Origin of the sequence: Modestobacter muralis (assembly GCF_010682105.1) — a bacterium.
GTDB classification, from domain to species: Bacteria; Actinomycetota; Actinomycetes; order Mycobacteriales; family Geodermatophilaceae; genus Modestobacter; species Modestobacter muralis.
In genome coordinates, this window is sequence record NZ_JAAGWH010000021.1 from 37064 (window position 1) to 57012 (window position 19949).

Annotated in this window: 18 protein-coding genes; 13 read left to right on the top strand and 5 right to left on the bottom strand. The window is 74.0% G+C overall.

Annotated elements, in window-relative coordinates:
* Window positions 1-5 precede the first annotated feature (5 nt).
* Both GCU67_RS09320 and GCU67_RS09325 read right to left on the bottom strand, forming a co-directional pair.
* Window positions 6-596: a methyltransferase domain-containing protein gene (locus tag GCU67_RS09320; protein ID WP_163610945.1), complete on the bottom strand. Its 591-nt coding sequence runs from the start codon at window positions 594-596 to the stop codon at window positions 6-8.
* Between the two features lie 7 nt (window positions 597-603).
* Window positions 604-2508 carry a lytic murein transglycosylase gene (locus GCU67_RS09325; protein ID WP_163610946.1) on the bottom strand — a complete coding sequence of 635 codons (1905 nt, stop codon included), beginning with the start codon at window positions 2506-2508 and terminating at the stop codon, window positions 604-606.
* A 314-nt stretch (window positions 2509-2822) separates the two neighbouring features.
* On the opposite strand from GCU67_RS09325, the gene GCU67_RS09330 reads away from it, so the two are divergent.
* From GCU67_RS09330 to GCU67_RS09355, 6 genes are all read left to right on the top strand, one after another.
* Window positions 2823-3605 carry a DeoR/GlpR family DNA-binding transcription regulator gene (locus GCU67_RS09330; RefSeq protein ID WP_163610947.1) on the top strand — a complete coding sequence of 261 codons (783 nt, stop codon included), beginning with the start codon at window positions 2823-2825 and terminating at the stop codon, window positions 3603-3605.
* A 179-nt stretch (window positions 3606-3784) separates the two neighbouring features.
* The gene (locus GCU67_RS09335; RefSeq protein WP_163610948.1) at window positions 3785-4888 is read left to right on the top strand and encodes an ABC transporter substrate-binding protein; all 1104 of its coding nucleotides are present in this window, start codon (window positions 3785-3787) and stop codon (window positions 4886-4888) included.
* 93 nt (window positions 4889-4981) lie between these two features.
* Window positions 4982-6634, top strand: coding sequence for a sugar ABC transporter ATP-binding protein (locus GCU67_RS09340; RefSeq protein ID WP_338104897.1), 1653 nt, complete (start codon window positions 4982-4984; stop codon window positions 6632-6634).
* Window positions 6627-7655 carry an ABC transporter permease subunit gene (locus tag GCU67_RS09345; protein WP_163610949.1) on the top strand — a complete coding sequence of 343 codons (1029 nt, stop codon included), beginning with the start codon at window positions 6627-6629 and terminating at the stop codon, window positions 7653-7655. The genes GCU67_RS09340 and GCU67_RS09345 overlap by 8 nt, the downstream gene beginning before the upstream one ends.
* Complete coding sequence (locus GCU67_RS09350; RefSeq protein ID WP_163610950.1) at window positions 7652-8656, top strand: ABC transporter permease; 1005 nt, start codon at window positions 7652-7654, stop codon at window positions 8654-8656. The genes GCU67_RS09345 and GCU67_RS09350 overlap by 4 nt, the downstream gene beginning before the upstream one ends.
* Window positions 8653-9543, top strand: coding sequence for an aldose 1-epimerase family protein (locus GCU67_RS09355; RefSeq protein ID WP_163610951.1), 891 nt, complete (start codon window positions 8653-8655; stop codon window positions 9541-9543). The genes GCU67_RS09350 and GCU67_RS09355 overlap by 4 nt, the downstream gene beginning before the upstream one ends.
* 2 nt (window positions 9544-9545) lie before the next feature.
* Here GCU67_RS09355 and GCU67_RS09360 read toward each other — a convergent pair whose 3' ends face one another.
* Complete coding sequence (locus tag GCU67_RS09360) at window positions 9546-10541, bottom strand: LacI family DNA-binding transcriptional regulator (protein WP_163610952.1); 996 nt, start codon at window positions 10539-10541, stop codon at window positions 9546-9548.
* Between the two features lie 102 nt (window positions 10542-10643).
* Between GCU67_RS09360 and GCU67_RS09365 the strand changes: the two genes are divergently transcribed.
* On the top strand, window positions 10644-11480 hold the full coding sequence (locus GCU67_RS09365) for a phytanoyl-CoA dioxygenase family protein (RefSeq protein ID WP_163610953.1): 837 nt from the start codon (window positions 10644-10646) through the stop codon (window positions 11478-11480).
* Window positions 11481-11537: 57 nt separating this feature from the next.
* Here GCU67_RS09365 and GCU67_RS09370 read toward each other — a convergent pair whose 3' ends face one another.
* Window positions 11538-12749, bottom strand: a complete 1212-nt coding sequence (locus GCU67_RS09370) for a threonine synthase (RefSeq protein ID WP_163610954.1) — start codon at window positions 12747-12749, stop codon at window positions 11538-11540.
* A 57-nt stretch (window positions 12750-12806) separates the two neighbouring features.
* Here GCU67_RS09370 and GCU67_RS09375 point away from each other — a divergent pair, with 57 nt between their 5' ends.
* Together GCU67_RS09375 and GCU67_RS09380 are read left to right on the top strand one after the other, a co-directional pair.
* Complete coding sequence (locus tag GCU67_RS09375; RefSeq protein ID WP_163610955.1) at window positions 12807-13535, top strand: molybdopterin-dependent oxidoreductase; 729 nt, start codon at window positions 12807-12809, stop codon at window positions 13533-13535.
* Window positions 13519-14175 (top strand): cytochrome b/b6 domain-containing protein, encoded by a 657-nt coding sequence (locus GCU67_RS09380; RefSeq protein WP_163610956.1) that lies wholly within the window; start codon window positions 13519-13521, stop codon window positions 14173-14175. Before GCU67_RS09375 ends, GCU67_RS09380 begins: the two co-directional genes overlap by 17 nt.
* On the opposite strand, the gene GCU67_RS09385 is transcribed toward GCU67_RS09380, so the two are convergent.
* Window positions 14157-15557, bottom strand: coding sequence for a TonB-dependent receptor (locus GCU67_RS09385; RefSeq protein WP_163610957.1), 1401 nt, complete (start codon window positions 15555-15557; stop codon window positions 14157-14159). The genes GCU67_RS09380 and GCU67_RS09385 overlap by 19 nt on opposite strands.
* Before the next feature lie 157 nt (window positions 15558-15714).
* Between GCU67_RS09385 and GCU67_RS09390 the strand changes: the two genes are divergently transcribed.
* The 4 genes from GCU67_RS09390 to GCU67_RS09405 all read left to right on the top strand — a co-directional run bounded on the left by GCU67_RS09390 (window position 15715) and on the right by GCU67_RS09405 (window position 19946).
* Window positions 15715-16407 carry a GntR family transcriptional regulator gene (locus GCU67_RS09390; RefSeq protein WP_163610958.1) on the top strand — a complete coding sequence of 231 codons (693 nt, stop codon included), beginning with the start codon at window positions 15715-15717 and terminating at the stop codon, window positions 16405-16407.
* A gap of 151 nt (window positions 16408-16558) precedes the next feature.
* Window positions 16559-18085, top strand: a complete 1527-nt coding sequence (locus tag GCU67_RS09395; protein WP_163610959.1) for an NCS1 family nucleobase:cation symporter-1 — start codon at window positions 16559-16561, stop codon at window positions 18083-18085.
* A 5-nt stretch (window positions 18086-18090) separates the two neighbouring features.
* A complete protein-coding gene (locus GCU67_RS09400) occupies window positions 18091-18867 on the top strand; it encodes an aspartate/glutamate racemase family protein (protein WP_163610960.1) in 777 nt (258 codons plus the stop codon).
* Between the two features lie 95 nt (window positions 18868-18962).
* The gene (locus GCU67_RS09405; RefSeq protein ID WP_163610961.1) at window positions 18963-19946 is read left to right on the top strand and encodes an intradiol ring-cleavage dioxygenase; all 984 of its coding nucleotides are present in this window, start codon (window positions 18963-18965) and stop codon (window positions 19944-19946) included.
* The last annotated feature ends 3 nt before the right edge of the window (window positions 19947-19949 follow it).

Genomic DNA, 19949 nt, shown 5'->3' on the forward strand with positions numbered 1-19949 from the left:
AGGGGTCACTGCCGGACGGCGAGCACCAGCCAACGGTCCTCGGCGTCGTCGACCAGCGTCGTCGTCCAGCCGGCGCGGCTCAGCAGCGCGCTGATCCGCGGCTGACCGCGTACGTCGTCCGGGCGCAGCTCGTGGCCGTGCCGGCGGGCCAGAGCCACCCGGCCGATCGGGGAGAACAGCGCCAGGCGGGCACCCCGGGCGCAGACCCGGCCCAGCTCGCGCAGCCCGGCCTCCGGTGCCGCGAGGTGGGACACCAGACCGGCGGCCAGCACGGCGTCGAAGGTCCCCGCAGCGAACGGCAGTGCGTGGACGTCGCCGCGCACCAGCCCGGCGAGCCGGCCCCGTCCCCGGCCGGCGGCCTCGGCGAGCATCTCCGCGGTCAGGTCGACCCCCACCACGGTGCCGGCGGGCCCGGTCGCGTCCCGGAGCACCGGCAGCGCACGGCCGGTGCCGCAGGCGGCGTCCAGCACGAGGTCCCCGGGCGTGACCCCCAGCTCGGCGACGGCGCGGGCGAAGCGCGGCCCGTCGTCGGGGAACCGCTCCTCCCACCCGGCGGCCCGGACCGCGAAGAAGGACTGACCGGCCGGGTCGCTCACGGCCGGCTCAGCAGGGCAGCCCGGTGAACGCACGGACCGCCTCGACCAGCGCGGCCGCGTCGTCGGCACCGAGCACGACGGTCACGTGCGCACCGCTGCCTGCCCGCAGCAGGTCCGCCTCGCCCAGGACCGCGGCCAGCCGCTCGGCCCGCTCCCGGTCCGCCTCGGCGAACTCGATGCCGGAGGTGGCGGCCACCCCGGCGATCACGGTGCCGACGGTCAGCCCGCCCTCCCGCAGCCGCTGGGCGACCTCCTCGGCCAGCACTGGGTCACCGGCGCCGTCGAGCACGTCGACGGTGGTCGCCGCAGCCGGCTCGCAGGAGTCGGTCGGCGGGGCGGGAGCCACTGGCGGCTCCGTCGCGGGCGGCGCAACCGGCGGCTCCGTCGTAGGCGGCACGACCGGCGGCTCCGTCGTAGGCAGCACGACCGGCGGCTCCGTCGTAGGCGGCGCCACCGGCGGCTCCGTCGTAGGCGGCACGACCGGCGGCTCCGTCGTAGGCGGCGCCACCGTCGTAGGCGGCACGACCGGCGCTTCCATCGTCGGCGGCGCGACCGGCGCCTCGGTCGTGGGCGGCGCGGAGCTGGCGGGCGGCTCCGTCGGCGGCGCGACCGGCGGCTCCGTCGGCGGTGGCGCGACCGGGGGCGTCGAGGTGACGGGCGGCTCGGTCGTCGTAGGCGGCGCAGAGCTGGCGGGCGGCTCCGTCGTCGGCGCGGGAGGCGTCTGCGCTGGAGTCACCTCCGGCGCAGACGACGTCGGCGCGGCCGGCGCCTCGGGCTCCGGCACCTCGAGCCCCGGCGCCGCGAGCCCCGGCGCCGCGAGCCCCGGCGCCTCAGGCTCCGGCTCCGGCTCCAGCGCGACGGGCGGCTGGGCAGCCGACGCGACCTCGGGCGGTCGGCTGGCGCTCGGCGGCGCGGCCGGGGGCTCGGCCGCGGCCGGCACCCGGTCCACGGACGGCTGCGGCGGCTCCACGACCCGGCCGATCGCCGGGGGCCGGGCCGGGTCGGCCGGCGGCACGGTGGGCGCGGGGCCGGCCGGCGTCGGCACCCGCGGCGACGGCGTGCCGGCGTAGCTGGCGGCCAGCCCGAGCACGGTGGCCACGTACTCGGCGGAGTGGTTGTAGGCGAAGACCGCGCGAGACCGGCCGGCGTCGCTGGTGAGGTCGCCACCAGCGGCGCACAGGTAGTTGCCGGTCGCCACGGCGGCGTCGTCGATGTCGAACGGGTCGCGGCGGCCGTCGCCGTCGCCGTCGGCGCCGTAGACCGCCCACGTGGTCGGGATGAACTGCATCGGGCCGACGGCCCGGTCGTGCACCGTGTCCCCGTCGAAGCGGCCGCCGTCGGAGTCCAGGATGCGTGCGGTGCCGTTGCCGGTGAGCGGGATGCCGACGATCGGCGGCGTGGAGCGCCCGTCGGTCGACAGCACGGCGCCGGCGAAGCGCCCGTGGTCCGACTCGACCCGTCCGATGGCGGCGATGAGGGTCCAGCTGATGTCGCAGTCGGCGAGCCCGGTGGCGCGGGTGTAGGCCTCGAGCGCCGTCGTGGGCACCCCACCGGCCGCGAGCGGGGACCGCGCGGCGTCCGGGGACCGGGGGGCCGCGGTGCCGGGGGCGGCGGTGGCGGTGGGGGTGGCGGTGGGGGTGGCGGTGGGGGTGGCGGACGCCGCCTCCGCCAGCGCGACGCCGTCCAGCACCGGTGGGGCTACCAGGTCGGGGTCGGCGCGGTGCACCGACAGCCGGCCGGGCGTGGGCGCCGGGGCACCGGCCTCCTCGTCCCCGGCCACCGGCGCGGCAGCGGCCTCCAGGGACGGCGCAGCGGAGGCCCCGGGAAGCAGCGCGACCAGCGCGGTGGTCAGACCTGCCGTCAGCACGACGCCCTGGCTGCGGCGGCCGTCCCGGCGGTGACGCGGGCTCACGCGGCAGTCCTGCGGTGGTCGTGCGGCGAGCGAGTCGGCACCGTTGATCCCCCTGGAGCGTCCACCGTGCGCCCGTCCCGGGTCGCGCGCACCGGGGGGTGCACGCGTCCGGACGGGACGAGGTCGACCGTAAGCGGAGCGAACCGTCAGCGCCATGGCCCGGCGTGGGCTCTTTCCGCGACCGGCGGCCCGGGACACCCGCACGGGGGCCACCGGGTTCCGGAACGGCACAGCACGGCACCATGATCGAGGGGCACGCCGGCCCCGACGGTCCACGGCCCGGTCAGGTGCGGTCCCGCCCGGGAGGGGTGCAGATGCTCGCGCGACAACGGCAGGAACGGATCCTCGAGGCGGTCCGGGCGCACGGCGGGGCCCGTGTCTCGGAGCTGGTGGGGCTGCTCGGCGTCTCGGAGATGACCGTGCGCCGCGACATCGCCACCCTCGCCGACCGTGGGCTGGTGGCCCGGGTGCACGGTGGGGCCACCGCACTGGACGGGCGCAGCGCCGACGAGCCCGGCTTCCAGGTCAAGTCGGCGATGGCGCTGGTGGAGAAGCGGGCGATCGCACGGGTGGCCGCCGGTCTGGTCCAGCCCGGCGACTCGGTCGCGCTCTCGGCGGGCACCACGACCTTCGCGGTCGCCGAGGCACTGCTGGGCGTCCCGGGTCTCACCGTCGTCACCAACTCGCTGCCCGCCGCCCGGCTGCTGCACGACAGCTCCCGCGAGGACCAGACGGTCGTGCTCACCGGCGGGGTGCGCACCCCCTCCGACGCGCTCGTGGGCCCGGTCGCGGTCTCCGCGCTGCGCGTGCTGCACGTCGACTGGCTGTTCCTCGGCGTCCACGGCATGGACGAGGAGGCCGGGCTGACCACCCCGAACCTGGTCGAGGGCGAGACCAACCGGGCACTGGTGGCCTGCGCCCGGCAGGTCGCCGTCGTCGCCGACTCCTCGAAGTGGCGCGTGGTGGGGCTGTGCAGCATGGCCTCCCTCGACGAGGTCGACGTGCTGATCACCGACTCCGGCCTGCCCGACGTCGGACAGCGGGAACTGTCCGCCCGCACCGGCCGGCTGGTGATCGCGCCCGTCCCGACGGCCTGACCAGCACGGCGACCCGGGCAGCCTGGTCCAGCCCGCTCTACCGGGACCCCGCGTCATGCAGCGTTGCACGACCGTGATGTGATCTTCCTTGCGCAGAAATGTCCGGTCCTGTTCGATCCGGACAGGCGGGACTCCGGGCCCGCACCGAGGCAACGACGCCTAGCAACAGGGAGTTCGACATGACACCCATCACCGCCCGACGGCGCGCACTGCGCCCGTCCCGCCTCCTCGTCGCCGGTGCCGCAGCAGCGCTCGCACTGACCGGCTGTGCCAACAGCGGCGAGACCGACGCCCCCGCGGCCGCCGCCTCGTCCGGTGACGGCGGCGCGCAGACCACCAAGTCGGCCAGCGCGCCCGCCGGCGAGGGCTGCACGCTGGAGAAGTACGGCCTGGAGGCGATCGACCTCAAGGGCGCCAAGGTCGGGTTCTCGCAGTCCGAGCCCGACACCGCCGCCTTCCGCGCCGCCGAGACCCAGTCCATCAAGGACGAGGCGGCCAAGATCGGCGTCGGCGAGCTGCTGGTGACCAACGCCAACGCGCAGCTGACCAAGCAGATCTCCGACATCCAGGACCTGCTCAACCAGGGCGCCCAGGCCCTGATCGTCGCCCCCGTCAACTCCGACGGCCTGGACCCCGCACTCGCTGCGGCCAAGGCCAAGGGCGTGCCGGTGCTGACCATCGACCGCAAGGTCACCAACACCGCCTGCTCGGACTACCTGGCCTTCATCGGCTCGGACTTCGAGGAGCAGGGCAAGCGCGCCGCCGACGCCATGGCGACGGCCACCGGCGGGCCGGCGAAGGTCGCGATCCTGCTGGGCTCCTCGGGCAACAACGTCACCGACCTGCGGACCTCCGGGTTCGTCGACCAGGTGGAGGCCGAGTACCCCGAGCTGGAGATCGTCGCCCAGCAGACCGGTGACTTCGAGCGGGCCAAGGGCCAGTCGGTGGCCGAGCAGCTGCTGCAGTCCAACCCCGACATCAACGCCATCTACGCCGAGAACGACGAGATGGGCCTCGGTGCGGTCCAGGCCGTGCTGAGCGCCGGCAAGCAGCCCGGCACCGACGTCAAGATCGTCTCGATCGACGGCACGAGGAACGCGGTCCAGGCGCTCGTCGACGGCCAGTACAACGGCGTCATCGAGTCCAACCCGCGCTTCGGCCCGCTGGCGTTCTCCACCCTCCAGGACTTCATGGACGGCAAGGAGATCCCCGAGGACATCATCATCGAGGACGACGAGTACACCCCCGACAACGCCGAGGCCGAGCTCGCCAACGCGTTCTGACCCGACCCCGGGTCGACCCCTGCCCCACCTGACCGGCGCCCCCGTCCCCCGCGGACGGGGGCGCCGGCTCAACACCGCTCGACGAGGAGTCCGGTGTCCCACCCGCTCACCACCACCCCCGGCCGTCCTCCGGGTCGCCCCCACGACGGCCCGCTGCTCACCGTCTCGGGGGTGACCAAGTCCTTCGCCGGGGTCCACGCCCTGCGCGGCGTCGACTTCACCCTCGAGCCCGGCTCCGTCCACGCCCTGGTGGGCGAGAACGGGGCCGGCAAGTCCACCTTCATCAAGGTGCTCACCGGCGTGCACGCCGCCGACGCCGGCGAGGTCCGCTTCCTCGGCGACCCCGTCGCCTTCTCCCGCCCCGCCGACGCCCAGGACGCCGGGATCTCCACGATCTACCAGGAGATCAACCTCGTCCCGCTGCTCACCGTGGCGCAGAACATCTACCTCGGCCGCGAGCCGCGCCGCTTCGGCCTCGTCGACACCCGCGCCCTCAACCGGCAGGCCGCCGAGCTGGTGCAGCGGCTGGGCATCGAGGTCGACGTCCGGGCCGAGCTCGGCTCGCTGGGCCTGGGCGTGCAGCAGATGGTCGCCCTGGCCCGCGCCGTCTCCATCGACGCCCGCGTCGTGATCATGGACGAGCCGACGTCCTCCCTGGAGGTGCGCGAGGTCGAGACGCTCTTCGGCGTCGCCCGCACCCTGGCCGCCTCCGGCGTCGGGCTGGTCTTCGTCTCCCACCGCCTCGACGAGCTGTGGGCGCTGTGCGACACGGTGACCGTCCTGCGCGACGGCCGGGCCGTGCACACCGGCCCGATGGCCGACCTCGAGCGGGTGAAGCTGGTCGCGCTGATGCTCGGCCGCGAGGTGAGCGACGTCCGCGCCGAGGGGACGACGGACTTCGGCGCCTCGCACGCCCAGGGCGACGCCCCGCTGCTGTCGGTCTCCGGCGTCGACGTCCCCAACCGGCTGCGCGGCGTGGGGCTCACCGCCCGGCCCGGCGAGGTCGTGGGCCTGGGCGGGCTGCTGGGCTCGGGGCGCAGCGAGACGCTCAAGGCCATCTACGGCGACCTGACCACCACCGCAGCCGACGTCGAGGTCGGTGGCACCAAGGTGAAGGCCGGCTCGGTGAGCCGGTCGCTCCGCGCGGGGATCGCGCTGCTGTCGGAGGACCGCAAGGCGGAGGGGATCGTCCCGGACATGTCGGTGCGCGACAACATCGCGCTCGCCGTGCTGCCCAAGATGGCCCGCGGCGGGATGGTCTCCGACGCCCGGATCGACGCCCTCGTCGACACCTTCATGCGCCGGCTGCAGATCAAGGCCTCCAGCCCGCGGCAGAAGGTGCGCGAGCTGTCCGGCGGCAACCAGCAGAAGGTGCTCATCGCCCGCTGGCTGGCCACCGAGCCGCGGGTCTTCCTGCTCGACGAGCCCACCCGCGGCATCGACGTCGGCGCCAAGCGCGAGGTGCAGGGCCTCATCGACGAGCTCGCCGACCAGGGGCTGGCCGTGGTGCTGGTCTCCAGCGAGATGGACGAGCTCGTCGAGGGCAGCGACCGGGTCGTGGTCCTGCACGACGGCGCCGTCTCCGGCGAGCTGGACGGCGACCGGCTCACCTCCGCCGAGCTGCTCCGCGTCCTCGCCGGCGGCATCCCCGACGAGCACCCCACCGGGCCGCCTCCCGGCCCGGGCACCGGCGCGAACGCCGTCGGCACCCACCCCACCACCCCGGGAGGGGACCACCGTGGCTGAACACACCGCGACCGCAGCGGGCACCGCGCCCGCTCCCCCACCGGCCGCCCCGCCCGGCGAGGCGGCGACCACCTCGCGTCGCCGGCCGGACGGCGAGTGGTTCCGCCGCAACGGTGTCTACCTCGGCCTGGTGGCGCTGGTCCTGGTCAACCTGGCCATCACGCCGAACTTCGCCAGCACCGGGTCGCTGCGGCTGCAGATGGTGCAGGTCGCGCCGATCATCGTGGTCAGCCTGGGCATGGCGATGGTCATCGGCACCGGCGGTATCGACCTGTCGGTCGGTGCGGTGATGGCGATGACCGCCGCGGTCATCCCGCTCTACATCGGCTACGGCACCCTCGGCGCGATCGCGGTCGGGCTGATCGCCGGCGTGCTCTCCGGCGCGCTGGCCGGCAGCGTGGTGGCCAGGATCGGGGTGCAGCCGATCATCGCGACGCTGGCGATCATGGTCGGCCTGCGCGGCCTGGCCAACATCGTCGGCGGCCAGATCAAGAGCATCCGCGACCCCGGCTTCCGCGAGCTGGGCAGCGGGGACCTGTTCGGCGTCCCGTGGGTCGTGCTGGTCGCGATCGTCGTCGCGGTGCTCGTCTGGGTGCTGATGTCCCGGACGACGTTCGGGCGCCAGCTGATGGCCATCGGCGGCAACGCCCGGGCCTCCCAGCTCGCCGGCCTGCCGGTGAAGCGGGTGCTCACCACCGTCTACGTGCTCTCCGGCCTGCTGGCCGCGCTGGCCGGCGTGCTCCTGGTGGGGCGCAACCAGGCGAGCGACCCGGCCACGCTGGGCCGGCTGGTCGAGCTGACCGCGATCACCGCGGTCGTCGTCGGCGGCACGCCGCTGACCGGCGGCCAGGTGCGGGTGCTGGGCACGGTGGCCGGTGCGCTGCTGATGCAGCTGATCACCTACACCCTCGTCGCCCAGGACATCACCAACTCCGTCGCCCAGATGGTGCAGGCGGTCATCGTCGTCCTGGCCGTGTACGCCCAGGTGGGCACCCGGAAGCGGCGGAGGTCGCGCGCATGAGCACCATCGAGACCACACCCCAGGCCGCCGGCACCGACGCCACCGCCCGCCGGCTGAAGTTCGTCCAGCGGGTGCAGCGGCAGGGCGCGCTCGCCGTCCTGGTGCTGCTGTGCCTGGTGGCCAGCTTCCAGTTCGACTCGTTCGCCACCGGACCCAACATCCGGTCGATCGGCCTGCAGGCCTCGTTCCTGGCCGTCATCGCCCTCGGCATGACCTTCGTGATCTTCACCGGCGGGATCGACCTGTCGGTCGGCTCGGTGTTCGCCCTCGGCGGCGTGCTCGCCGCGTGGGCGGCGCAGGAGTACGGCACGCTCGCCGCGATCGTGGTGCCGCTGGTCGTGTGCGGGGCGATCGGGCTCGTGCAGGGCCTGGTGATCGCCTACGGCAAGCTCGCCCCGTTCATCGTGACCCTGGCCGGGCTGCTGTTCGCCCGCGGTCTGCTGCTGTTCATCAGCGACGAGGGCGCCACGGTCAACAAGGTCCCGGCCGACAGCGGCTTCCGGAACCTGGCCCAGGGCAGCCTGCTCGGGATCCCGTACCCGATCTGGATCGTGGTCGTCTTCTTCGGCCTCGGCGCGCTGGTGCTGCACCGCACCTCCTTCGGCCCGACCGTGCTGGCCATCGGAGGCCAGGAGGACGCCGCGGACCTGATGGGCCTCCCCGTGGCGCGCACGAAGGTGATCACCTACACCGCCAGCGGGCTGCTCGCCGGGTTCGCCGGCGTGCTCATCGCCAGCTACACGTCCTCGGGCGTGGCGATCATCGGGGTCGGCACCGAGCTGCAGGCGATCTCCGCGGTCGTCCTCGGCGGCACACTGCTGGCCGGCGGCGCCGGCACGATCTTCGGCACGCTGGTCGGCGTCCTGCTGCTGCAGGTCATCGCCAACGTGATCAACCAGGTCGGGTCGCTGAACTCGAACTGGCAGGACCTGGTCAGCGGCGGCATCCTGCTGGCCGTCGTGGTCCTGCAGCGCTACCTCGCCGGGACCGTCCGCAGATGACCGGCGAGCGCAGCTGGACCATCCGGTCGGGCGGGCACGAAGCGGTCATCGGCCGCACCGGCGCCGGGGTGCGCGGCTACCGGGTGGACGGCGTCCAGGTCGTCGACGCCCTCGGCGAGCGGGAGGTGGCCTCGGCCTACCACGGCCTGGTGCTGGCGCCCTGGCCCAACCGGGTCCCCGACGGGCGCTGGAGCTGGGGCGGGCAGGAGCTGCAGCTGCCGGTCAACGAGGCGGCCACCGGCTGCGCGCTGCACGGCCTGGTCGCCTACGCCGCCTGGCAGGTGCGCGAGCTGACCGGGGACGCCGTCGAGCTGGGCATCGCGGTCGAGCCGCAGCCGGGCTACCCGTTCGCCCTCGACCTGACCGTGCGCTGGTCGGTCGGCGAGGACGGGCTGCGCTGCGCGATGGGCGTCGTGAACACCGGCTGGGACACCGCCCCGTTCGGGGTCGCCGTGCACCCCTACGTGGTGCTGCCCGGCTGCGGCGTCGACGACCTGGAGCTGACCCTCCCCGCGGGCAGCTGGCTGCAGACCGACGAGCGGCTGCGGCCGGTCGCACTGCACCCGGTCGACGGCGGCGACCGCGACTTCCGCTCGGGTGCGCCGCTGCGCAGGCGGTCGCTGGACACCGCGTTCACCGACGTCACCGGGCAGGTGGCGCGGGTTGCCGGTGGCGAGCGGGTGGTCGAGGTGTGGGCCGACCCGGCGTTCGGCTGGTGGCAGGTCTACACCTCCGACTACTTCCCGGCCGGCTCGGAGCGGTACCGGCACGCGCTGGCGGTCGAGGCGATGACCTGCGGGCCCGACGCCCTCAACACCGGCCGCGACCTGCTCACCCTGGAGCCGGGCGCCCGCTGGGACGCGGCGTGGGGCGTGCGGGCGGCCTGAGCTCAGCTGCTCTCGCGGACCACCAGGCGGTGGCCGGCGGTGTGCACCCGGGCGGGGGTGTCGTCGCCGGCCAGCCGGTCGCGGAGAACCTGCAGCGCGAGCCGGGCGATCTGGTCGCGGTCCGGGGAGACGGTGGTCAGCCGCGGGACGGCGTACCGGCCGTCCTCGATGTCGTCGAACCCGACGACGGCGACGTCCCGGGGCACCCGCAGCCCGGCGTCCACCACGGCCCGCAGGGCCCCCAGGGCGAGCTGGTCGCTGAAGCAGAAGACGGCGTCCGGCGGCTCGAGCGAGTCCAGCAGCTCGGTCATCGCCCGGTGCCCCTCCGCGCGGTGCAGCGAACCGACCGGCGCCTCCCGGTCGCTGCGCGGCTCCATCCCGGCGGTGGCCAGGGCGCGGCGGTGGCCCAGCAGGCGCTGGTGGGCGGTCGCGTTGCCCAGCGTGGGCCGGACGCCGATCGCGGCGATGGCGGTGCGGCCCCGGGCGACCAGGTGCCCGACGGCCTCCTCGGCGGCGCGGACGTTGTCGATGACCACGTGGTCGACCGGCGGCGCACCGTCGTGCTCACCGAGCAGCACGATCGGAGTGGCGTCGGACCGGCTGGCCAGCTCCTGCGCCGGCACCGACCACGGGCTGAAGATGACGCCGTCGACGAGCTGGCTGCGCTCGCCGTGGAGCAGCCGCCGCTCGCGGGCGGGGTCGCCGTCGGTCTGGTCGATGAGCACCGTCCAGCCCTCGTCCTCGGCGATCCGCACGGTGCGCGCGGCCAGGTCGGAGAAGTAGGGCGAGTCGATCTCGGGGACGACGAGGGCGAGCAGCCCGGTGCGGCCGCGGCGCAGGTTCCGGGCGGCCATGTTGGGCCGGTAGCCGAGCTCGTCGATGCTGGCCTGGACCCGGGCGCGGGTGTGCGGGGCGACGTGGCGGAAGTCGTTCACCACGTTCGAGACCGTGCGCACCGAGACACCCGCGTGCACCGCGACGTCGCTCAGCCGCACCATCGCCGTCCCCTCCCGAGGTCCCTCCGAGATTCCCGACGCTACCTGTTGCGCACGGGCATGCAACGTTGCAAACTGGGGGCACCCACTGCGAGGGAGAACACGATGACGACCAGCACCCAGGCCCCCACGGACATCGACGTCCAGGCCATGCGCGACCGCATCTACACCGACGGCATCGTCGGGGTCCCCGGCGCCTTCTCGCCGGACTGGGCCGACCAGCTCAACCGTGACATCCAGGTCGCCTTCGAGGAGGCCCGCTCCCGGGAGAACGGCGCCATCGGCCGCGGGCCCAACCGCTGGTACGTCGAGGTGCACCCCGAGCAGATCAGCGGCTTCCTCGAGCTGGTCACCCACCCGGCCGTCACCGGCGTCTGCGAGGCCGTGCTCGGCCCGGACTACGAGATCGTCGAGGTCGGCTTCGACATCCCGTTCGAGGGCGCGATGAACCAGCCCTGGCACCGTGACTTCCCGAGCCCGGAGCTCACCTACCGGGACAAGCAGATCAACTCGCTGGCGATCAACGCCACCGCGGTCGACACCGCCGAGGACATGGGCCCCTTCGAGGTCGCCCCGGGCACCCAGTTCGACCACGACCCGTCGTTCAAGCACGACATGTTCCCGCCGAAGGACCTGTGGTCCCGGTACGAGGAGCGGGCGGTGCGCAAGTACCCCAAGCGCGGTGACATCTCCATCCGCTCCGCACTCACCATCCACCGCGGCACGGCGAACCAGTCGGCGAAGTCCCGCCCGGTGCTGGTGCTGGGCGTCGACGCCCCCGGCGCCGGCCACGGGGCCATGCACGACCTGGCCGTCACGAAGGGCTTCTGGGAGACGCTGCCGGAGTCGGTGCGCGCCCACCTGAAGTGCCCGGTGGTCGACGAGCTGACCCCGATCACGCAGAAGCACGACATCGAGGGCCTGGTGATGGGCGAGGCCTGACCTCCCGTCCCCCGCGACGCGCGTCCGCCCACCCGGGCGGGCGCGCGTCGCGCGCGTTCAGGGGATGACGCCGTCCTTGGCCAGCGTCGGGACGTCGACCGGCACCGTGTCGGGGTACAGCAGTCCGGTGCCGGTGTTGAGCACGACGACGTGCTCGGTGCCGTCCAGCCAGCCGGCCTCCCGCAACTGCCCGACCGCGGCGAAGCAGGCCGCCCCCTCCGGGCAGACCCAGGTGCCCTCGTCCTGGGCCAGCGCCACCTGGGCGGCCAGCAGCTCCTCGTCGGTCACCGCGATCGCCGTCCCGCCGGTGGAGCGGACGGCGTCGAGCACCAGGAAGTCACCGAGCGCCTTGGGCACCGTGATGCCGAAGGCCACCGTGTGCGGATCGGCCGGCGGGGTGCTCTCGGTGAGCCCGGCGGCGAAGGCGTCCACGATCGGCGCGCAGCCGGTGGCCTGGACGGCGACCAGCCGCGGCAGGTCGCCGGTGATCCAGCCCAGCTCGCGCAGCTCCAGCAGCGCCTTGTGGATGGCGATGATCCCGACCCCGCCGCCGGTCGGGTAGAGGATCACGTCCGGGCAGCGCCAGCCCAGCTGCTCGGCGATCTCGTAGCCCATCGTCTTCTTGCCCTCGATGCGGTACGGCTCGCGCAGCGTCGCGGTGTCCTGGTAGCCGGGGCGGCGGGCGACCGCGGCCTTGACCAGCGCACCGGCGTCGCCGATGAGCCCGTCGACCAGGTACAGCTCCGCGCCGGTGACGACGCACTCCCGGCGGGTGATCTCCGGGGCGTCGACCGGCATCGCGATCAGCGCCTCCATCCCGGCCCGCGCCGCGTACGCCGCCCAGGCCGCCCCGGCGTTGCCGTTGGTGGGCATCGCGATGCCGCGCACGCCCAGCTCCCTGGCCCGGGAGACGCCGACCGCCGCGCCGCGGGCCTTGAACGCACCCGTCGGCACCAGGCCCTCGTCCTTCATCCGCAGCCCCGGGACGCCGAGCCGGGCACCGTGGGTGGGCAGGTCCAGCAGCGGCGTCATGCCCTCGCCGAGGGTGACCACGTGCGCGGGGTCCCGCACCGGCAGCAGCTCGTGGTACCGCCACAGCGTCGGCGGGCGGGACGCGATCTCGGCCGTGGTCACGGTGTCGGCCACCTGCGCCAGGTCGTAACGGGCCAGCAGCGGAGCGCCCAGCGGCGAGGTGCCCTGGACGACGTCGGCGTCGTGCCGCGACCTGTCGCGGGAGCACTCCAGGTGCGAGAGGGAGGAGAACGTCACCGCCCCAGTCTGCCCATCGGCCACCGCTGCCCGGCCTGGGCGCCGATACTCGGCGGCATGACCCCTTCCGCCGACCGCCGTCCCGAGGGCGCCCCGGTCGGCCGGCGGGTGTTCCTCGGCCTGCTCGGCCTGGGTGCGGTGGGCATCGTCGGCGGCGCCGCGCTGCAGGAACGGCTGACCCCGCTGGTGGCCGAGCTGCAGATCCGCGACCCGACCGGCCTGCTCGCGGCCCTCCCCGCCGGGGAGAGCTTCCGCTTCTACTCGGTCACCGGCGCCGTGCCCGAGGCGAGCGCGGCGGGCTACCGACTGGCGGTGTCCGGGCTGGTCGAGCGCCCGGCCGAGCACACCCTGGCCGCGCTGCAGGCCATGCCGCAGACCGAGCTGGTGCGCGACTTCCAGTGCGTCACCGGCTGGCGGGTCCGCGCGGTGCCGTGGGTCGGCGTGCCGCTGTCGCACCTGCTCGACCTGGCCGGCCCGACCGACGGCGCGACTGCGGTGCGGCTGACCTCCTTCGACGGCGAGTACACCGAGAACCTGACCCTGGAGCAGGCCCGCCGCCCCGACGTCCTGGTCGCCCTGCAGATGCTCGGCGCCCCGGTCACCCACGACCACGGCGGCCCGGTGCGGCTGTTCGCCGCACCCATGTACGGCTACAAGTCCATCAAGTGGCTGGGCGGCATCGAGCTCACCTCCGACGTCCGGCCCGGGTACTGGGAGCGGCGCGGGTACGACCTGGACGGCTGGGTCGGCACCACGAACGGGCGCGACGATGACCCGACCGCCTGAGCGCGAGCTGCCCCGGTTCAGCGTCGCGGTGCGCTGGGTGCACGGGGTGGCCGGCGTCCTGGTGCTGGTGTTGATCGCCACGGCCGCGGTGCTCTACAACAGCGAGCTGCAGGTGCTGGTCGGGCACCGGCCGGTGGTCGAGGCGGTGCACGTGTGGAGCGGGTTCGCCCTGCCGGTGCCGGTCCTGGCCGGGCTGGCGTTCCGCAGCGTGCGCGCCGACGTCGCCGAGCTGGACCGCTTCACCGCCCGCGACTGGCGGTGGCTGCGGTCGCGGACCCGGCGCGACGGGACGATCCCGGTGGGCAAGTTCAACGCCGGGCAGAAGCTGAACGGCTCACTGAGCGCGGGAGGCGGCGCCGTCCTGCTGCTCACCGGGGCGGTCATGCTCGCCACCGACCTCGCCCCGCTGAGCTGGCGGACCGGGGCCACCCTGGTGCACGACTGGACGTCGCTGGCGTTCGGGCTGCTGGTGTTCGGCCACCTGTACCACGCACTGCGCGACCCCACGGCGATGCGCGGCATCCGCACGGGCACCGTCCCGGCGTGGTGGGCCCGGCACGAGCACGCCGCGTGGGCCGCGGAGTTCGACGACCAGCCGGCCGACGATCATCCGGCCGAGGATCAGCGCTCGCGTCGGTAGCCGAAGAACCCGCGCTTGCGGATCAGGCCGCTGACCTCCGGGGGCACCATCGCCTCCCAGCTCTCGTCGTCGGTGGGGATCCGCTGCAGCACGTCGCGGCTGAGGATCGCCAGGTGCTCGGGCCGGTAGTCCGACAGGCCCACGAAGCTCCCCCGCCGGAAGAGGTAGTCGTAGAGCGGCTGCAGCTCCTCGGCCACCCGGACGGTGTCGACGGTGGTGACCTCGCCGTCCCGCAGCATCGGGTAGACGAACAGCTTCAGGTCGTTCTTCAGCAACCGGCCGAAGCTCTCCAGGATGCCGCCGGGCAGCAGTGCTGCGGCCGACTCGTCGAACAGGTCGATCAGGGTGGGGACGCCCATGACCATGGCGATCCGGCCGTCGGTGCGTGAGCTCAGGTAGGACGCGAGGCGGTGGTGGGCGGCGAAGTCGGAGATCAGCACGGTCATCCCGCAGGCGGCCAGCAGGTCCGCGCGGGCCAGGAAGTCCCGGCGGTCGACGGCGTTCCCGCCGGCGCGCAGGTTGGCCATGGTCAGCTCGGTGAGCACCAGGACCTCCCGGCCGGCCACCGCCGGGTCCTTGCCGAACTCCGCCTCGGCCGCCTCCAGCATGGCGACGTTGACCACCGTGGGCGGGCGGAAGCTGCCCCGCTCGACCAGGACGGCGCGCTTGCGCAGCACCTCACTGGGCTGCAGCACCTGCCGGTCGGGGCCGAACATGGCCAGGCCGCTGAGCCCCAGCTGCACCAGCTGCATCGCCATCAGCCGGTTGTCCACGGACCGGAACTCGATGCCCTGGAGCTCGATCATGTCGATCTCGATGCGCCCGGTGGTCAGCCGGTCGAGCAGGGCCTCCACCAGCCGTTCGGGCTCGTGGTGGGCGAAGAAGGCCGCGTGCAGCAGGTTGACCCCGACCACGCCGAGCGCCTCCTGCTGCAGCGCGGCCTCGTCGTCGAGCATCCGGACGTGCAGGACGACCTGGCTGGGCTCGTCGCGGGGCGACGCCTGGAACTTCACGCCCATCCAGCCGTGGCACTCGTTCCCGCCCCGGTAGCTGCGGGCCACCACGGTGTCGGCGAAGGCGAAGAACGCCGTCTCGTCGCCGCGGGCCTCCCCGAGCCGGTCGATGTTCAGCTCGTACTCGTGGTCGAGCATCGCCTGCAGCCGGCCCTTGGAGACGTAGCGGTCGGACTTGCCGTAGACGGCGTCGCTGACCGACATGTCGTAGGCCGACATCGACTTGGCCACCGTGCCGGCCGCGCCGCCGGCCCGGAAGAACCAGCGGGCGACCTCCTGGCCGGCACCGATTTCGGCGATCGTGCCGTACCAGCGGGGGTCGAGGTTGATCTGCAGGGCCTTCTGCAGGGTGTCGGTACCGGCGTCCACGGAAGGGCTCCTGTCTGCACCGGCAACGCCCTGCCGGACCGGGGTGGGGCGGAGCGTAGCGAGCCCGGGCGACCCCGCGGTGTCCACCGGACGTCGGGACGACGACTCGTAACACGCCTCCACTAGCGTCCGCGGCTCCCGCTCCGGAGGAGGTCGCATGGCCCGACAGCGCCCGACCGCGCCCTGGGTCGCCGCCCTCGCCGGGCCGCACGACACCCCGTCGCAGACGCTGGTGCTGGAGGAGCTGCGGGCGGCGATCCTGTCCGGCCGGGTCCGGCCCGGGGCCCCGATCCCGGTGGACGACGTCGCGGCCCGGTTCTCCCTGAGCTCCATCCCGGTGCGCGAGGCGCTCAAGACGCTGGTCGCCGAGGGGCTGGTCGCCCACCAGGTGCGCGGTGCCTACGTCGTCGCCCGGCTCACCCGCGAGGAGCTGGCCGAGCTCTACGTCGTCCGGGCGTCGCTGGAGCACGCCGCGATCACCGCAGCGGTGGCCCGGGCCACCCCGGCCGACGTCGGGACGGCGGCGACGGCGCTGCGGGAGCTGGAGGCGGCGACCGCCCGGGGTGGCTCGGCGGACCACCACCGCTGGAGCCGGCGGTTCCACCTGGCGCTGCTGGCGCCCTGTCAGATGCACCGGCTGCTGCGGATGCTGGAGGGCGCCTGGAACGTCACCGAGCCGGGCCGGCCGATGTCGCACGCCTCACCGGAGGCCACCGCGGCGCTGGCCGCTGACCACGTCGGGATGCTCGACGCCTTCGCCGCCCGGGACGCCGCAGCGCTGGTCGAGCTGACCGACGTCCACTACCGGCGGCTGCAGCAGATCGTCGCGGACCTCCCCGCCGACCCCTGAGCGGATATACCCGCGACGTCATCCGGGGGCAACACCTGCTCCCTAGCGTTCGCGCCGTCGGATCCGCGACGGCCGCTCCCCCTGCTGGACCACGGATCCCGACGGACCCCGCCGCTGCCGCGCACCAGCCGACGATCCGCCAGGAGCCCCCATGACCACCACCGCACCCGAACTGGTGACGCTCGACGCGACGGCCCCCTCGGCCGCCGCACCGGACGGCGCCCTCGTCGCCGAGGGCTACGACCCCCGGCTCACCAACGCCGACCTCGCTCCCCTGCGCGAGCAGCGCTGGGGCTCCTACAACATCTTCGCGTTCTGGATGTCCGACGTGCACAGCGTCGGCGGGTACGTGACCGCCGGCAGCCTCTTCGCCCTCGGCATCGCCGCCTGGCAGGTGCTCATCGCACTCGTCGTCGGGATCGTGATCGTCCAGGTGTTCGTCAACCTGGTCGCCAAGCCGAGCCAGCAGACCGGCGTCCCGTACCCGGTGATCAACCGGGCCGTGTTCGGCGTCAAGGGCGCGAACATCCCGGCGATCATCCGCGGGCTCATCGCCGTCGCCTGGTACGGCGTGCAGACCTTCCTGGCCGCCAGCAGCCTGAACATCATCTGGCTGAAGTTCGTGCCGGGCTCGGAGACGCTGCTCGAGCACTCGTTCCTCGGGCTGGAGGCGCTGGGCTGGATCTCCTTCGCCGTCCTCTGGGTCGCCCAGGCCGCGCTGTTCTGGCGGGGCATGGAGACGATCCGGAAGTTCATCGACTTCGCCGGCCCGGCCGTCTACGTGGTCATGATCGTCCTGGCCGGCTACCTGGTCTCCCAGGCAGGCTGGGCTGACATCGACCTGAGCCTGCACACCGGCCCGACCCTGAGCGGCTGGGCGACGGTGTCCACGATGCTCGGCGCGATCGCGCTGGTGGTCTCCTACTTCTCCGGCCCGATGCTGAACTTCGGCGACTTCGCCCGGTACGGCAAGAGCTTCGCCGCGGTGAAGCGGGGCAACCTGCTCGGCCTGCCGCTGAACTTCCTCTTCTTCTCCCTGCTCACCGTCGTCTGCGCGTCGGCGACCGTGCCGGTGTTCGGCGAGCTGATCACCGACCCGATCGCCACCGTCGAGGCGATCGACTCCACCTTCGCGATCCTGCTGGGCGGGCTCACCTTCGTCATCGCGACGGTCGGCATCAACATCGTCGCCAACTTCATCGCCCCGGCGTTCGACTTCTCCAACGTCTCGCCGCAGCGGATCAGCTGGCGCGCCGGCGGGATGATCGCCGCCGTCGGCTCGGTGCTGCTCACCCCGTGGAACTGGTACGACAGCGCCGAGGGCATCCGCTTCAGCCTCGGCATCCTGGGCAGCCTGATCGGCCCGCTGTTCGGCATCCTCATCGCCGGCTACTACCTGGCCAGCAAGCAGCGCATCGCCGTGGACGACCTGTACTCGATGGCCCCGACCGGCCGGTACTGGTTCCGTGGCGGCTACAACCCCAACGCGGTCATGGCCGTGGCGGGCGCCGGCGTGCCGACCGTGCTGCTCACGCTCTTCGCCTCGGTGGGCGACTACGGCTGGTTCATCGGGTGCGCGCTGGGGTTCGTCCTCTTCACCGGCCTGGAGCGGGTGCGCCCGATGATGCCGCAGCTGGACCCGGCCGAGGCCGGCGTCTCCGACGGAACGCTCGCCTGAACCCAGTGCTGATCCAGGTCGTCAACCCGAACACCACCGCGTCGATGACCGACCTGATCGGGCGCAGTGCCCGGGCCGCCGCCGGCCCGGGCACCGCGGTCGTCGCGGTGAACCCGGCGATGGGGCCGGTGTCCATCGAGAGCCACTACGACGAGGCGCTGGCCGTCCCCGGTCTGCTCGCCCAGATCGCGGCCGGGGAGGCCGGCGGCGCCGACGGCCACGTGGTCGCCTGCTTCGGCGACCCCGGCCTGGACGCCGCCCGGGAGCTGGCCGCCGGGCCGGTGGTCGGCATCGCCGAGGCCGGGATGCGGGTGGCCACCCACCTCGGCCGCTCCTTCGGCGTGGTGACGACGCTGGCGCGCACCACCGGCCGCGCGTGGGACCTCGCCGCCCGCTACGGGCTGCGGGAGCACTGCCGCACGGTGCGGGCGGTGGAGATCGCCGTCCTGGCGCTGGAGACCGACCCGGCGGCGCGGGCACGGATCGCCGCAGAGTGCGCCGACGTCGTGGCCACCGAGGGCGTCGACGCGATCGTGCTGGGCTGCGCGGGGATGGCCGACCTCGCCGCGGAGCTGACCGTGCGGGTGGGCGTGCCGGTGGTCGACGGCGTCGCGGCGGCCGTGGTCACCGTCGAGGGGCTGGTCCGGCTGGGGCTGACCACCGGCAAGCGCGGCGAGTTCGCCCCACCACCGCCCAAGCCCTACTCCGGCCCACTGGCCGGCTTCGGCGGTGAGCCGTCCGGTGCACACGCTCCGCACCTCTCCCCGGTCCCCACGCGGTAGGCGGTCCACAGCGACAGCACAGCGAGCACAGCTCCCCGCACAGGTCGCCCCGGCACCGTCGGCCCCGACGGACAGCAGGACGACTGGGGGACGACATGACGCACGGACAGCAGCCCACCTACGAGGGCCGGCCACTGGCCAGGCCGCAGGAGGAGGTCGTCGACCAGGGTCTCGGCTTCGACCTGGGGACCCTGCTCAGCCGCCGCAGGATGCTCGGCGTCCTGGGCCTGGGCGCCGCCGCTGCCGGGCTCGCCGCCTGCGGCGGTGGGTCGACCAGCAGCACCGCGGCGGCGACCGCCTCCGCGGCGTCCGGGGAGATCCCCGACGAGACCGCCGGCCCCTACCCCGGCGACGGCTCCAACGGACCGGACGTCTTGGCGCTCAGCGGCATCGTGCGCAGCGACATCCGCTCCAGCTTCGGCGACGCCAGCGGGACCGCCGAGGGCGTGCCGATGACCCTCGAGCTGACCATCACCGACCTGGCCCAGGGCGGCGCCCCCTTCGCCGGCGTGGCCGTCTACGTCTGGCACTGCGACCGCGACGGCGGGTACTCCCTCTACTCCGAGGGCATCACCGAGGAGAACTACCTGCGCGGCGTGCAGATCGCCGACGCCGACGGGAAGGTGACCTTCACCAGCATCTTCCCGGCCTGCTACACCGGACGGTGGCCGCACGTCCACTTCGAGGTGTACCCCGACCAGGCCAGCATCACCGACTCCACCACGGCGATCGCCACCTCCCAGGTGGCCCTGCCCGAGGACGTCTGCACCACGGTGTACGCGACCGCCGGCTACGAGTCCTCGGTGCGGACCCTGGCGCAGGTGAGCCTCGCCGAGGACAACGTCTTCGGCGACGACGGCGGAGCCAGCCAGCTCGGCACCGTCACCGGCGACGTCAGCAGCGGTCTCACCGTGTCCCTCACCGTCGGCGTCGACACCACGACCACCCCGACCGGGGGCCAGCTCTCCGGCGACGGCGCACCCTCCGGTGCCCCTGGTGGCCGCGGTGGCACCCCGCCGTCGGGCGGCCCCGGTGGCGCACCGCCGTCCGGTGCGGTCCCGGGCAGCCCCACGACCTGACGC